General features: G+C 67.8%; 8 protein-coding genes and 1 riboswitch. Of the genes, 5 read left to right on the top strand and 3 right to left on the bottom strand.

The genetic code is table 11. The features are described from left to right. Nucleotides 1-216 precede the first annotated feature (216 nt). Nucleotides 217-3,288: a TonB-dependent receptor gene (locus tag J7I44_RS11210; protein WP_209620510.1), complete on the bottom strand. Its 3,072-nt coding sequence runs from the start codon at nt 3,286-3,288 to the stop codon at nt 217-219. A gap of 272 nt (nt 3,289-3,560) precedes the next feature. Further along, nucleotides 3,561-3,782, top strand: a riboswitch (cobalamin riboswitch). A 134-nt stretch (nt 3,783-3,916) separates the two neighbouring features. On the opposite strand from J7I44_RS11210, the gene btuB reads away from it, so the two are divergent. Together btuB and J7I44_RS11220 are read left to right on the top strand one after the other, a co-directional pair. Further along, nucleotides 3,917-5,767: a TonB-dependent vitamin B12 receptor gene (btuB, locus tag J7I44_RS11215; RefSeq protein ID WP_209620513.1), complete on the top strand. Its 1,851-nt coding sequence runs from the start codon at nt 3,917-3,919 to the stop codon at nt 5,765-5,767. Between the two features lie 414 nt (nt 5,768-6,181). Beyond that, complete coding sequence (locus J7I44_RS11220; protein WP_209620516.1) at nt 6,182-9,364, top strand: efflux RND transporter permease subunit; 3,183 nt, start codon at nt 6,182-6,184, stop codon at nt 9,362-9,364. A gap of 3 nt (nt 9,365-9,367) precedes the next feature. On the opposite strand, the gene J7I44_RS11225 is transcribed toward J7I44_RS11220, so the two are convergent. After that, nucleotides 9,368-10,657 (bottom strand): MFS transporter, encoded by a 1,290-nt coding sequence (locus tag J7I44_RS11225; RefSeq protein ID WP_209620520.1) that lies wholly within the window; start codon nt 10,655-10,657, stop codon nt 9,368-9,370. A 35-nt stretch (nt 10,658-10,692) separates the two neighbouring features. After that, the gene (locus J7I44_RS11230) at nt 10,693-11,295 is read right to left on the bottom strand and encodes a DUF2239 family protein (protein WP_209620524.1); all 603 of its coding nucleotides are present in this window, start codon (nt 11,293-11,295) and stop codon (nt 10,693-10,695) included. Nucleotides 11,296-11,436: 141 nt separating this feature from the next. Between J7I44_RS11230 and J7I44_RS11235 the strand changes: the two genes are divergently transcribed. The 3 genes from J7I44_RS11235 to J7I44_RS11245 all read left to right on the top strand — a co-directional run bounded on the left by J7I44_RS11235 (nt 11,437) and on the right by J7I44_RS11245 (nt 14,990). Then, nucleotides 11,437-12,813, top strand: a complete 1,377-nt coding sequence (locus J7I44_RS11235; RefSeq protein WP_209620527.1) for a M16 family metallopeptidase — start codon at nt 11,437-11,439, stop codon at nt 12,811-12,813. Continuing rightward, entirely contained in the window at nt 12,810-14,291 is a 1,482-nt protein-coding gene (locus tag J7I44_RS11240; protein ID WP_209620530.1) for a M16 family metallopeptidase, read from the top strand. The genes J7I44_RS11235 and J7I44_RS11240 overlap by 4 nt, the downstream gene beginning before the upstream one ends. A gap of 171 nt (nt 14,292-14,462) precedes the next feature. Next, entirely contained in the window at nt 14,463-14,990 is a 528-nt protein-coding gene (locus J7I44_RS11245; protein WP_209620533.1) for an acyloxyacyl hydrolase, read from the top strand. Nucleotides 14,991-15,003: the final 13 nt, after the last annotated feature.

Consider the following 15,003-nt stretch of genomic DNA (forward strand, 5'->3'; position numbering starts at 1 on the left):
TGAGCGCGCGCCGGCCGGGCTGGCGGCTCCGGGCAGTATTGCCCGTCCAAAAAAGGATGGGTCTTTGGGCGAATATCACCCGCGGCAGGGCCTGCCGTCGAAAGCTTCTGTCGGTGCCGACCGCATCGCGTTGCCGAACGCGAAAGGAAAAAAAAGGCGCCACCTTTTCAGGTGGCGCCTTGGCGAATCTAACTGCGGATTCGCTTACTGGCCTGATCAGAAGTCGTAAGACACCGACAGACGCATGTACCGCGGCGGATCGAAGTAGAGGCCCTGACCGTAGGTGTTGGACACCGTGAAGACGGACGAGCGGCTCTCCGAGCGCGGGTCAAGCTGCAACGGCTTCTGCTCGTTCAGCACGTTGTACACCTCCAGCTGCAGAGCGAGCTTGCCGTCTGCGAACGAGGGGGTGTAGCGCACACTGAGGTTCAGCTTCTTGGTCCACGGCGTGAAGCCCGTGTCGCCGAGCCTGGACGGCTGGCCGAAGCAGAAGTGGTAGTCCGAACCGTAACCGGTCGGATCCTCTTCGTTCGGGCCGTAGAAGCCAAGGCACTCCTTCGGCGTACCCGACTGCGCCAGCAGGACGCCCGACACCAGCCACTCAGGCGTGAACTGGTACGCACCGCGGATGCGGATCTGATGGCGACGGTCGTTCGACAGGTAGCCGTTGCCGTACTGCATCAGCTGCCACGAATCCCAGTTCTCGGTCTTGGAGACGTCGCCCTGGCCAAAGTCCGAACGCACCTGGCCTTCCGTGTTGCCTTCGTTCTTCGACCAGGTGTAGTCGATGCGACCCTGCCACTTGCCATCGAACGGATGCTCGAGGTACAGGTTCACGCCCTTGTAGGTGCGCTTGGCCTTGTAGTCGTAGCCCCAATCGGCGCCCGTCATGGTCACATTGGTGTAGGTGCCATCGACGTCGCTCTTGAGCGCGAACGTGTTGGTGCCACCCGGGTTGAACAGACGGCAGTACGGGTTGACCAGCGCACCGTAATAGTCGTCCGGGTTCAGGCCCATCGACTCGAGCTTGGGCACGAGGCTGCCGAACGGATCGCACTCGTCGTCGATCGCGGTCTTCAGTTCGCGGTAGGTCACCTTCGCGCCGTAGACCCAGTCCGCACCCAGCGTCTTGTCGAAGCCCAGGATGTATTCATCCTGGTACTGAGCCTTCAGGTCGAGTGCCGAAACCTGACGGGCGTCCTTGGGATCGCCGGTCTCGAAGTTCGAGGACACGGGGCCCGGGCCGGCCGGATTGCCGTCAGCCGAGGGAACCGGCGTGAGGTTCAGCGGGATACCGTTCGAATCCATACCGCCATAGGTGTAGTACTGGCGGGTGAAGGTCGAGCGGTTGGCCGCGCGCTCGGCGACGTTGTTCGGCAGCGCGAGGTAGTAGCGGCCGGCGTTGCCGTAGACCTTGAAGCTCGAGTCGCCGTTGACGTCCCAGCTGGCGCCCAGACGCGGCTCCCACTGGTTCTTTTCGTCGACGAAGGCAATGCCGAGGTCGTTGTAGTTGGTGAAGTGGTCGTTACGGACGCCGATGTTCAGCTGCAGGTTGTCGGTGACGTTCCACACGTCCTGCAGGTAGTACGCCTTCTGGTCCATCGTCATGCTGGTCTGGACGCTGAAGATGTACCTGGCGACGTAGTAACCCTCACCACCCGGGGCGCCGACGTTCAGCGTCGTGCTGATGTTCCTGGAGGGATTGGCCGCATGCGAGTAGATCCAGGCGTAGCCCGGGCCGGACATGGTCTGGCCCTGGTTCTTGGCCGTGTACTGCATGTTGTCGATACCGACGGACAGGTCGTGGTCACCCAGGCGGTAATCGAAGTCGACGCGCAGGCCGTCGGTGTGATTGGCCGCATCCGGCGAATACACGTAGAAGCCGCTCTGGTCGTTGGTGACGAACGGGCCACCGTACGCCGGGTTCTGGTTGGCCGAGCCCGAAATCGCCGGAAGTTCGCTCTTGTTTCCGTAGACGACCGGGTTCTTGAAGTCGCCCTTACCGTAGGTGACGCTCAGCGTGGCGTTGTCACCGATGTAGCTGGTGTACTTGCCGATCAGGAACTGGGCCTCGTCCTTGTTCACGTCGTTGACGTAGGAGAAGGGCCCGGAGGTCAGCGTGTCGTAGTCGAAATCGTACGCCGCACCGCTGCCCGTGCTCTCCTCGCTCTTCAGACCGGTCAGCTCGAAGACGTTGTTCTCGTCGATGTTCCAGTCCAACTTGCCGTAGAAGTGCGTCTCGTGGTTGCTGTAGTAAACGTCGTTACCACCGATGGACTGGATATTGCGTCCCTTCGTCTTGTTGGTCTCGGCCGACACGAACAAGTACAGCTTGTCCTTGATCAGCGGACCGCCGACGTAAGCGGAGTAGATCGTTTCCCAGCTCTTGTTCTTCTGCTTGTAGCGGTACAGCGTGCCTTCCAGCTCGGGGTTCTCAACCGCATAGCCCGCCGGAAGCTCGCCGAAGGTCGGGTAATAGACGTTCTTGCCACCTTCGGCAAGGAAACGCGGCGCCCAGGCGATCTGGCCACCGAAGTGCCATTCGTTGGTGCCACGCTTACCGATCTGGTTGATCACGCCGCCATCGGAGCGACCGTACTTGGCGTCGTAGCCGCCGGTGAAGGTCTGCTGCTGGTCGATCGAACCGTACGGCAGGGAGAAGCCGCCCGTGTTGCGGTAAGGCTCACCGGTGTTGTAGCCGTTGACGTAGTACGCGTTCTCGGTAACGCCAGCGCCACCGAACGACACGGCATTGCCAAAGAAGCCACTGCCCTTGACCGCGCCAGGAGCAAGCAGCGCGATCGATTCGGCGCTACGGCCCACCGGCAGCTTCTGCAGGTCGGCGGCAGTGATGATGGTGCTGGAGTTGACGCTGGTGACGTCGATGGCGGGCAGCGCGCTGGCGACCACCTGGACCGCGCCCAGGTTCTGCGCGTTTTCTGCATTGGCAGTGCTGAAGGAGACGGACGTACCACCGCCCACGGCGATGCCGACGTTGTCCTGGGTCGCGAGGACCTCACCGTCCTTGCGCAGGGTGACCGTGTAGCGGCCGACCGGGAGGCCGTTGACGACGAAGCGGCCGTCCGCGTCAACCGCGACTTCGCGGGTGGTGCCGTTCGTGCTCTGCACCATGACAGTCTCGCCGGCAGCGGCCGGAGCCGTGCCGAAGATGCTGCCGGTTGTGGCCTGGCCGAAGGCCACACCAGTGAAGCCCAGACCCATGGCCAAAGCCAGCGTCAGGGCAGTGCGACGGGGCTGAGCCCCACGCAGCATGTAACCCTTGTTCATTCAAAAATCTCCCCAGATCGACCCATAGACGAGTCTTGTAAAAAGCCGGGCGCGAGCTTTCGAGGCCAGCGTACCGACACCAACGACAAACGCTTCCTGTCCCGACATACCACTGATCGGACACGCCCCAGCGCTTCTTCGTTTACCTGCAAATCACAGTACCGCGACGATTCGCTTGCCGAACGTAGCGTCGCTACTAACGGAATGTCAACCTTTTGTTAGCACTTTTCGGCAATGACCATTGCGGTTGGGGAGCCTTGGCTTTCCGCGTTAACATTCCGCCCGTTTTGGGTGTCCCTTGGGTCATGCCACGGGATGAAACGGGAAGCCGGTGCGTTGTGCAATCCACAACAAGGCCGGCGCTGCCCCCGCAACGGTAAGCGAGTCGAACGGACGGCCCACGCCACTGTGCTTGAAGCATGGGAAGGCGCCGCCCGGCAGGCCTCTGGCCTGCGCCCGCGAGCCCGGAGACCGGCCCGAAGCGTTGCCTGGTGGACCTGCGGTGGGCGGGCCGGACCTCGTGCGTGGCCCTGTGCCTGCCCGTCGTTCCTCCCCCTGCCGCCGGCCGACCAGCTCATCCACGCTTGAGGCCGTGCGTGGGCGCGCGGCCAAGGACACACACCACACCATGAAGAAGACCCTGCTCGCCGCCGCGTTGTGCGGCAGCTCGTTCGCCGCACTGGCGGCCGACGCCACGGACCCGGCCGCGCTGTCGCCGGTGATCGTCACCGCCACGCGCACGGCGATCACCGTGGACGACGCGCTGTCGTCGGTCAGCGTGATCACTCGCGAAGACATCGACCGGCTGCAGCCGGTCTCGCTGATCGACCTGCTCCAGGGCCTGCCCGGCGTGACCTTCGCCCAGGCCGGCGGGCTGGGCCAGCAAAGCTCGCTGTTCCTGCGCGGCACCAATTCCTCGCACACGCTGCTGCTGATCGACGGCGTGCGCGTCGGCACCGTGAGCGCCGGCATCCCCGCCTTCGACCAGCTGCCGCTGGACCAGATCGAACGCATTGAAGTGGTGCGCGGACCACGCTCGAGCCTTTATGGCGCCGATGCCATCGGCGGTGTGATCCAGATCTTCACCCGGCACGGACCGCGCAACGGCAGCCTGGCGCCGTCCATGCGCCTGGGCACCGGCAGTCGCGGCTACGCGGACGGGCAGTTCGGCCTGGCCGGGGGCGACACGCACGCCTGGTACAACCTGAGCATCGGCGGCCAGTACACCCGCGGCATCAATGCCTGCCGCGTCGGCGCGGGCACCGTCTTCGCCGGCTGCTTCACCGACGAGCCGGATGCCGACGCCTACCGCAACCGCAACGCACTGGCCAACGCCGGTTACCGCTGGGGCAACGGCACCGAGCTGAGCGCGACATGGCTGCGCAGCGACAGCCGCGTGGAGTTCGACGGCGCGCCCTACGGCAACCAGCATCACAACCGCCAGCAGGTCGCCGGCGCGCAGCTGGGCTTCGCTCCGCTGGCGGCCTGGAAAGTCACGCTGGCTGCCGGGCAGAGCCTGGATGAGCAACGTACCGACAACGACGGCGTGTTCGTGCGCTACGGCGATTCGCGCCGCAGCCAGGCCTCCTGGCAGAACGACCTGAGCCTGGCGGACAACCAGTTGCTGACGCTCGGCATCGACTGGCAGCGCGAGCACCTCTCCAGCGACACCGGTTATCTGGACGACAGCCGCAGCGACACCGGCGGCTACGCGCAGTACCAGGGCAGTTTCGGTCGCCACGAAATCCAGCTGTCCGTGCGCCGGGACGACAACCAGCAGTTCGGCGGCCACACCACCGGGGCAGCGGCGTGGGGCTATGCCTTCGACCACGGGCTGAAATTGTCGGCCAGCTGGGGCAGTGCGTTCCACGCGCCGACCTTCAACGACCTGTACTACCCCTACGGCAGCGGCAACCCCGACCTGCAGCCGGAGGCTTCGCGCAGCGCCGAACTGGGGCTGGCGCAGCAGCAGGCCGCCTGGCATTGGGCACTGAACGCCTACCAGACCACCATCGATCAGCTGATCTCGCTGGACGCCAACTACTTCCCGCGCAACGTCAGCCGCGCGCGCATCCGTGGGCTGGAGGCCCAGGCGGGCACCGAGCTGGCGGGCTGGCGGGTGGAGGGCTACCTGACGTTGCAGCGTCCGGAAAATCGCGACGGCGGCGCCAACGATGGCCACCTGCTGCCGCGCCGCCCGGAACGCACCGCGCGGGTGGAGCTCGACCGCCGTTTCGGCGCGTTCGGCGTGGGCGCCACCGTATTGGCTGCCGGCGACCGCTATGACGATCTGGCCAACCTGCACCGGCTGGGCGGCTATACCACCACCGACCTGCGCGCCAGCGTCGCCTTCGCGCGCGGCTGGCAACTGGAGGCGCGGCTGGCGAACGCGTTCGACCGGCGTTACGAGACGGTGTACTACTTCAACCAGCCGGGGCGGAGCTGGTACCTGACGCTGCGGTACACGCCCGGGGGTTGAGCGTTCCCCCAAGGTTGCCCAACCCACGCTTGGGGCACTTTGCCCCGTCGGCGACGCGGAACATCGGGCCTCACAAGCCTCGGGCCGCCTCAACCAGGCGTCATTCCCGCGAAAGCGGGAGTGACGCTCGAAGCGGTTGGGTCCGTGTTCGCTTGCCGGGATTCGACGCGGATCAGGCACCTGCGGAGGCAGGTGCCGGCGGGCGGATGGAGCATGCCGTGACGGAACACACCAGGCCCTGCCTTTCGGCAGGGGCTGGACTTCAGGCACATCCTCCCTCGCCGGCCACGAAGGCATAACGTGCGACATGACCTTGCCCATCCTCTGGCCCACGAACCACACGGCGGCCTCGCGCTACGCTAGCCATCCCGGCGCGGCGTCAGTGACGCGTCTTCCCCGCGGTACGGACACCCCGTGAACATCTTCGCCCCCCTGATTCGCCGCCCGATCGGCACCTCGCTGCTGGCCTTGGGCCTGACCCTCGCCGGCCTGTGGGCCTACCTGCTGCTGGGCGTGGCCGCGTTGCCGTCGCTCGACTTTCCCGGCGTCTACGTGATCGCCAACCAGCCGGGCGCGAGCGCGCAGACCATGGCCAGCACCATCCTGGCGCCGCTCGAACGCCACCTGGGGCGCATTCCCGGCGTGGACGAGATGTACGGCAACGCCACCGAAGGCCAGGCCTCGGTGATGGTGCGCTTCACCTTCGACCGCACCGCCGACAGCGCCGCGCGCGACGTGCAGGCGGCGATCAACGCCGCGGCGCCCGACCTGCCCTCGGGCATGCCCGGGCCGCCGCAATACTTCAAGTTCGACACCGCGCAGATCCCGATCCTGTTCATCACCCTGACCTCCTCGGGGATGCCGCAGGACCAGCTGTTCGATCTTGCCGACACCCTGCTCAAGCCGGCGGTCTCGCAGATCCAGGGCGTGGCGCAGGTGCAGGTATTCGGCGGCACGCCGCACGCGGTGCGCATCGAGCTGGATACCGACGCGCTGGCCGCCAAGGGCCTGACCGCCAACGACGTGGCCAACGCGTTGCGCGCGGCCAACGTCACTTCGCCGCAGGGCACGTTGAGCGACGGCCGCACGCAGATGACCGTCACCGCCAGCGACGGCCTGCAGACACCGGACGAGTTCGCCCATCTGCTGATCGCCATGAAGCATGGCGTACCGGTGCGCCTGTCAGACGTCGCCCGCGTCTACGGCGGCCAGGAAGACAGGTACCAGGCGGCCTGGTTCGCCGACGCCAGCGGCAGCGCGCGCACGGTCGGGCTGCAGATCGCCAAGCGTCCCGAAGCGAACGCGGTGGCCACGGTGGAGGCGATTCGCGCCAAGCTGCCGCAACTGCGCGCCTCGTTGCCGGCCAGCATCCAGATGCACGCCGTGTTCGACCTGACCCAGACCACCAAGTCGGCGCTGCACGAGGTCGAGGTCGCGCTGATGATCTCGATCGTGATGGTGGTGCTGGTGATGCTGGTGTTCCTGCGCCGGCTCAGGCCCACGCTGATCGCCACGCTGAGCGTGCCGCTGTCGCTGGCCGGCGCGTTCGTGGCGATGTGGGCGCTGGGCTACACGCTCAACACGCTGTCGCTGGTGGCGCTGGTGCTGTGCATCGGCTTCGTGGTGGACGATGCGATCGTGGTGATCGAGAACATCGTGCGCCACATGGAACACGGCATGCCGCCGCTGCAGGCGGCGCTGACCGGCGTGCGCGAGATCGGCTTCACGGTGGTGTCGATCACGCTCTCGCTGGTGGCGGTGTTCGCGCCGCTGCTGTTCGGCAACAACATGCTGGTGATGCTGCTGCGCGAGTTCTCCGTGACGCTGACCGCGGCGGTGGTGATCTCGGCGATCGTCTCGCTGACGCTCACGCCCGCGCTGTGCGGGCGCCTACTCACTGCCGAGCCGGCCAACCCGCGCCCGCCCGGTCGCATCGAACGCGCCGTGGAGAACTTCGACCGCGCGCTGCTCCGGCTTTACGAACGTTCGCTGGACTGGGCGATGCACCATCGCCGTCTGATGCGCTGGCAGCCGCTGATCCTGCTGGTGCTGACCGTCGTGCTGGGCATCGCGGTGGGCAAGACCGCCGGCGGAACCTTCATGCCCGACGAGGACACCGGCCAGCTGCAGGCGCAGATCACCGCCGACGCCAACGTGTCGCCGGAGCTGCTGACCGAACGGGTGCAGCAGGTGGCCAGGCTCATCAAGGAAGACCCGGCGGTCGCGGACATGCTCACCATGCTCGGCGGCAACGGCGGCGGTAACGGCGCGGTCGGCAACTCGGCGCAGATGTTCATGGACCTCAAGCCGCGCGGCGACGCCCCGGGCGACCGCCAGGTCGGCGCCAAGGAGGTGGTCGAGCGCCTGTCCAAGCGGCTGGACAAGCTTGCCGGCGTCGAGGTCGAGATCAGCATCGCGCAGTTCCTGGGCGGCGGCGGCAGCGGCGACAAGGGCGGCCAGTACGAGTTCCAGCTGGTCAGCGACAACGGCGGCGACCTGCAGCCGTGGACGCTGAAGATGGTCCGCCGCCTGCGCGACACCAAGGAGTTCCGCGACGTCGGCAGTGACTTCGACCAGGCCGGCAAGCAGCAGATGCTCAAGGTCGACCGCGAAACCGCCGGCCGCCTGCACGTAAGCATGGGCGACATCGATTCGGCGCTGTACAACTCGTTCGGACAAAACCCGGTATCGGTGATCTATTCGGACATCAACCAGTATCGCGTGGTGCTGACCTCGGCCAAGGCCGAGTCGGTCAGCCCGCAGGCACTGCTCAACATCCACGTGCGCAACAGCCGCGGCGAGATGATCCCGCTCTCGGCGCTGGCACGCATCGAGCCCAACATCGCGCCGATGCGCATCCGCCACCACAACCAGCTCGAAGCCGCGACGGTCACCTACAACCTGGACAAGGGCGTGGACCAGCAGCGGGGCGTCAAGCTGGTCGAGCAGGCGGCTTTTGCGGTGCACCTGCCCGACGGCATCCGTGTCGACTTCACTGGCGCCAACCAACGCCTGCAGCAGGCCAAGTCCAACGGCCTGATCCTGTTGCTGGCCTCGATCCTGGCGATGTACATCGTACTGGGCATCCTCTACGAGAGCCTGGGCCATCCGCTGACCATCCTTTCCACGCTGCCGGCCGCGGGCATGGGCGCATTCCTGGCCATGCTGGTGACGCAGACGCAGCTGTCGCTGATGGCGATCATCGCGATCCTGATGCTAATCGGCATCGTCAAGAAGAACGCGATCCTGATGGTCGACTTCGCGCTGGTCGCCCAGCGCGAGCGCAGCCTGTCGCCGCCGGACGCGATCCGTGAGGCCGCGCTGGTGCGCTTCCGCCCGATCACCATGACCACGCTGGTGGCGATGGGCGCGGCGCTGCCGCTGGCGATCGGCTTCGGCATCGGCTCGGAAATGCGCCAGCCGCTGGGCATCGCGATCGTCGGCGGCCTGCTGGTCTCGCAGCTGCTGACGCTGCTGAGCACGCCGGCGATCTACCTTTGGGGTTACGACCGCAAGATTCGCAAGGCCGCCCGACGCCAGCGCCGCGAGGAGAAGAAGCGGCTCAAGGCGCTGGGCCGGCAGCAGGCCGCCAGCTGAGCTTCAGGCCGGTGCGCCCTCCGGGCGCGCCGAGCCGATCCCGCGCAGCGCCGGACTGGTCATGCAACCGAGCGCGATCACGCTGAGCGCAAGACCGGCCCCCGCGAAGAGCGCACCAAGCGAGACCAGCTTGAGCAGGCTGCCTGCCAGCGCGGCGGACACCGGCCCGATGCCCATGAAGGTGAACATCAGCAGGCTCATGGTGCGGCCCATCAGGGCCGGCGGCACGCGCTGCTGGATCCAGCTCACGATCGCGATCTGCGCGACGCCCGCCAGCACACCTACTCCGGCCAGCAGCACCGCGCCATGCACGGTGTCGTGCACCCGCGCGAGCGCGGCAAGCGCGAGGCCAGCCAGCGTGTCCATCCCCAGCACCAGCATGCCCAGGCGACCGCCCACCGCTCGCGCCACCGTCCGTGCCAGGAAGCCGCCCACCAGCATGCCACCGCCGTTGGCGGTCATCAGGATGCCCAGCGATGCGGCGCCGAGGTCCATCCGGCTATTGGCCAGCACCGGCAGGCCCACCTGGATCGGCCCGCCGACGAAGACGGTGACCACCGCCGCGTAAAGCATGAAGGCGCGCAGCGGCAAGTCGCCCCAGACGTGGCGTACGCCAACGGCGATGTCGGCCAGCACGCCCTTGCCGGCCGGCTTCGGCGCGCGCTCGATGGCCGTACGGATCAACCACAGCGAGGCGAGCGAGGCGAGGAAGCTCGCCGCGTCGATGACAAACGCGAGGCCGAGGCCGCGTGCCTCGGCGGCGCCATGGCCGGCATGCACGCCGATCACCACGCCGGCCAGCGCGGGGCCGACGAACAGGCTCAACTGCCGCATCCCCATGAGCAAGGCGTTGGCCGAGGCCAGCTGCGCCGGCGCCACCAGCTGCGGCAGCAAGGCCGAGCCGGCGGGGTAGGCGAACGCCGTCGCCACGCCGATGCCCAGCGCGATCGCGTAGATCGTCGACATGCCGACCGCGCCGGTCAGCACGAGGGCGGCCAGCAGTGCCACCAGCAACGCGTTGACGCTGCGCGCCAGGAGCAGGATGCGCCGGGCGGAGAGCCGATCGACCATGGCGCCGCCGAGCAACATGAAGATCGCCCGCGGCAGCGCCATCGCGGCCAGGACCAGACCGAGCGCCGCCGGGCTGCCGGTCAGGCGCAGGACCAGCCATGGCAGCGCGACCAAGGTGAACTGGTCGCCCAGCGCCGACACCGCGCTGCCGCCGAGCAGCAGGCGAAAGTCGCGATTGGCCAACAGCGGGGACCGGCGGCTTTCCGTCGGGTGATCGTCCATGGGGGCTCCTTGGCGGGTGGCGTGGCGCCGGTGTCTCAGTGGCCGGATGTGCCCGGACTGGCCGTATCGGCTTCGTCCCAGGCGATGGCGGCCAGGCGCCGCAGGTGGTCGCGTACGTCGCGCGGCCAGGGCTGCGTGAGCTGGGTGAAGTGGTCGCGTTCGCCACGCCAGAACGCGCGGCTGGCTTCCTCGTGACCAGGCAGGTTGCCGGTCATGGCGAGCATGAAGCGATCGACCGATTCGGCCGACTCGCGCGCCCGCTGGCGACCGTCGCCCTCGCGGATGGTCTGCTCCACCAGCCGCCGCAGCACCGCCGAGGCGCCGCCCGGCTGGGAGGCCAGCCAATCCCAGTGGCGGGGCAGCAAGGTGACCTCGCGGGCGGTGACGCCCAGACGCGGGCGGCCCGGCCCGCGCGGCGGCGCCGGCGCCGGCTGCAGCCGCGCCAGCACGTCCGCTTCGCTGCCGCGCAGGTCGAATTCGACCGCGCGGCCGTTGCGGTCGTCGAACACCAGCAGGGGATCGGACGCGCCGGCATCGGCGGCGCGCTTGACCGCCAGCGCGACCTCCGCGTACGGGCCGCTGGCCAGCAGGCGGTGACCCTCGAAGGCGGTACAGGTCGTACGCGCGTGGGGTGACATGGATGAGAGCCCTCAGGAAGGGCGCGAAGTTTTACCCGGATTAAATATCACGTCAAGCGGCCACCGGGCCGTCGCATCCGTCCTGCATCCGCAGCCTCGCCCGCTTGCTAAGGTGCGGGCTTTCCAACGGAGGGATCGATCATGCGCAAGCGCCGGGCCAGCTGGCTGGCCTCCATTTCCCTGCTCGCCGCGATGGCGGGCACGCCACTGGCGGCGGCCGAGCTGTCGGTGCCGCCGATCCCGTACCACCAGCGCACGCTGGCCAACGGGCTGGAAGTGCTCAGCATCGAGGACCACGCCAGCCCCACCGTGGCGGTGCAGGTCTGGTACCACGTCGGCTCCAAGGACGATCCGCAGGGCCGCTCCGGCTTCGCGCACCTGTTCGAACACCTGATGTTCAAGAGCACCGCGCACATGCATGCCGAGCAGATGGACCGGCTCACCGAGGACGTTGGCGGTGCCAACAATGCCTCCACCGGCGACGACGTCACCAACTACTTCGAGGTGATTCCCGCCAATTACCTGCAGACGCTGCTGTGGGCCGAAGCGGAGCGGCTGTCCAACCTCAACGTGGACGAGGAGAACTTCACATCCGAGCGCGCGGTGGTGGAAGAGGAATACCGCCAGAGCGTGCTGGCCAATCCCTACGGCAAGCTGTTCAACGCGATCGACCCGCACTCGTTCACCGTGCATCCCTACAAGCGCCCGACCATTGGCAGCATCGAGGACCTGGAAGCGGCCTCGCTGCAGAACGTGATCGACTTCCACCGCACGTTCTACCGCCCGGACAACGCCACGCTCATCGTGGTCGGCGACTTCGACCCCCAGCAACTCGATGCCTGGGTCGACCGCTACTTCGGCTGGATTCCCAAGCCGGCCACACCGATCCCACAGGTGACCGTGCAGGAGCCGGCGCGCACGCAGGACAAGCGCTATACCGAAACCAGCGCCACCGCGCCGCTGCCGGCACTGGCGATCAGCTGGCTGGCCCCGCCGGCACGCCATGCCGACACCATCCCGCTGCAGGTGGCTGCGGCGCTGCTCTCGCAAGGCGAGTCCTCGCGTCTCTACCAGTCACTGGTGTATCGCACCCAGGTGGCGCAGCAGGCCGGTGCCGAGGTCGATGCGCGGGTGGGGCCGGGGTTGTTCGTGGTCTACGCCATCCTCGCCAGCGGCCACTCGCCGGCCGACGCGGAAAAGCTGCTGCGCGCGGAAATCGAAAAGCTGGCCACGCAGCCGATCGCCGCGGCTGAGCTGGACAAGGTCAAGACGCAGCTGCTCACCGCCGAAATCAAGGGACGCCAAACCGCGCAAGGCAAAGCCTTCGGGCTCGGCCAGGCCGCGTTGATCGAGGGCGACCCGGCACGCATCAACACGGATCTGGCGGCGTTGCAGAAGGTCACTGCCACCGATGTGCAGCGCGTGCTCAAGCAGTACGTGACCGGCGCACACAGCGTCACCATCGATTACCTGCCGCAGGCCAAGGCTGCCGGCAAGCACCAGGGAGGTGCCCGATGATCCGCTTGACCCGTACGCGTCTGGCCGTCTTTACGGCCGTCCTGCTGTGCACCACGGCCGCTGCGGCGGTGGACTTTCCGACCACGCCGCCGGCGCCGGGCCCGGCGCCCACGCTGTCGCTGCCTACGCCGTCCAGCCAGGTCCTGTCCAATGGGCTGGAAGTGATCAGCATCCACCGCGACGGCCTGCCACTGGTTACCGCCGAACTGCTGCTGCGCCGGGGCAGCGCGCTGGATCCGGGCGGCAAGGCTGGCCTGGCCCAGCTCACCGCCACGCTGCTGACGCGCGGCGCGGCCGGACGCAGCGCGCCGCAGATCGCCGCCGCGGCCGAGGCGCTGGGCGGTTCACTGGATGCCGGCGCCGGCTGGGACCACAGCAGCGTCGCCATCACCGTGACCACGCCCCGGCTGCCGGCGGCGCTGGCGCTGCTGGCGCAGGTCGCGCGCCAGCCCGACTTCGCGGCGACCGAACTGGAGCGCGCGCGCAGCCAGGCGCTGGACGATCTGCACCTGATCCTCAGCCAGCCGACCCGCCTGGCGGCGCTGGCCGCCGGCCGCGCGGTGTTCGGCGACGGCGCCTACGGCCACGTTTCGATGGGCACGCCCGGCTCGCTCAAGGCGATCACGCGCGCGGACGTGCAGGCCATGCACGCGGCGATCTACCGGCCCGACGATGCGGTGCTGATCCTCACCGGGGATGTCACCCCGGCGCAGGCGCACAAGCTGGCCCAGCAGGGCTTCGGCGACTGGTCGCGTCCGGCCACGTCGCTCGCGGCCGTGCCGGCCGGCATGGGCAAGCGCACGCTGCCGCCGGTGCTGGTGATCGACCAGCCCGGCGCCGGGCAGGCCGGCGTGGTGGCCGCCCACGTCGCGCCGCCGCGCGACGACGCCGATTATTACGTCGGCACGGTGGCCAATGCGGTGCTGGGCGGCTCCTACTCGGCCCGGCTCAATGAGGAAATCCGCATCAAGCGCGGGCTTTCCTACGGCGCCTTCAGCAGCCTGGACGGACGGCACGGCAGCGGGTTGTGGATCGCCTCGGCGCAGACCAAGAACCCATCCGCGCCGAAGGTGGTCGACCTGATGCTCGGCCAGTTCGGCCGGCTCGGCCAGGCGCTGGTAGCCGCCGACGAACTGGCCGCGCGCAAGGCGACCCTGATCGGCAGCTATGGCCGCAGCCTGGAGACCACCGCCGGCCTGGCCGGGCAGCTGGAGGAACTGGCCACGTACGGCGTCGACCTGGCCGAGATCGGCCGCTATGTCGACCGCGTGCAGGCGGTGACACCGACCCAGGTGCAAGCTTATGCCGCAGCGCACCTGGACCCGGCGTCCGCCCACGTGGTGGTGGTGGGCGACGGAGCGCAGTTCGCTGAAGCGGTCCACAAGGCCCACCCGCAGGCGGTGCAACTGGAGGCCGCGGCGCTGGACCTGGACCGGCCTGCGCTGGGTACCAGGGCGACCCGGTCGCACAGCGACTAGGCATCCGGCACACCGGTTGCTGTCTGCGCGAACCCGGCCTCCACGGCCGGGTTCTTTTTGTCGTGCGCGCGACACAGTGTTCGCCAGCATGCACGGCGTACTTCACCCGGTCGCCACGCGATAAAATAAACTATCGGGTACACAAACCTTCCCACCCAAGAAAGGTCCCCCATGTTCCCTGCTTCTTCGCGTCTGCGCGGTGCACTGGCACTGTTCCTGGGGACCGCCGCCCTGCCGGCCGCCGCCGCCCACCTGGAAGTGCAGGGCGGGCGCAGCTACATGGACGACCATGGCGCCCATGCGGCGTTCGTGGAAGCCACGTTCGCGGCGCACGCAGTCGGCAACAGCCGGCTGGACTGGTCGCCGGACGTCTCCGCCGGCTGGATCGACGGTCGCGACGTGCGCCGCTATCGCACGGCCGAGTTCGGCACCCGCCCGTCAGTGGCATTGCTGGCCGCCGGCGCCCGCTTCCACTACGGCGCACCGAACGCCTGGTATCGCCCGCTGTTCTTCAGTTTCCAGCTGGCCGGCATCAATCACACCACCCAGGCGCTGTCGAGCCACTACCAGTTCGTCAGCACGCTGGGCTGGCAGGGCAGGTACCTGAGTTTCCAGTTGCGCCATGTATCCAATGGCGGCCTCAACGGGCCCAATCGCGGCGAGACGATGGCGCTGGTGGGGGTCGGGTTCGATCTTTGAACGCACCGGCGTG

It is taken from the genome of Frateuria flava (assembly GCF_017837635.1).
Taxonomy (GTDB): Bacteria; Pseudomonadota; Gammaproteobacteria; order Xanthomonadales; family Rhodanobacteraceae; genus Frateuria_A; species Frateuria_A flava.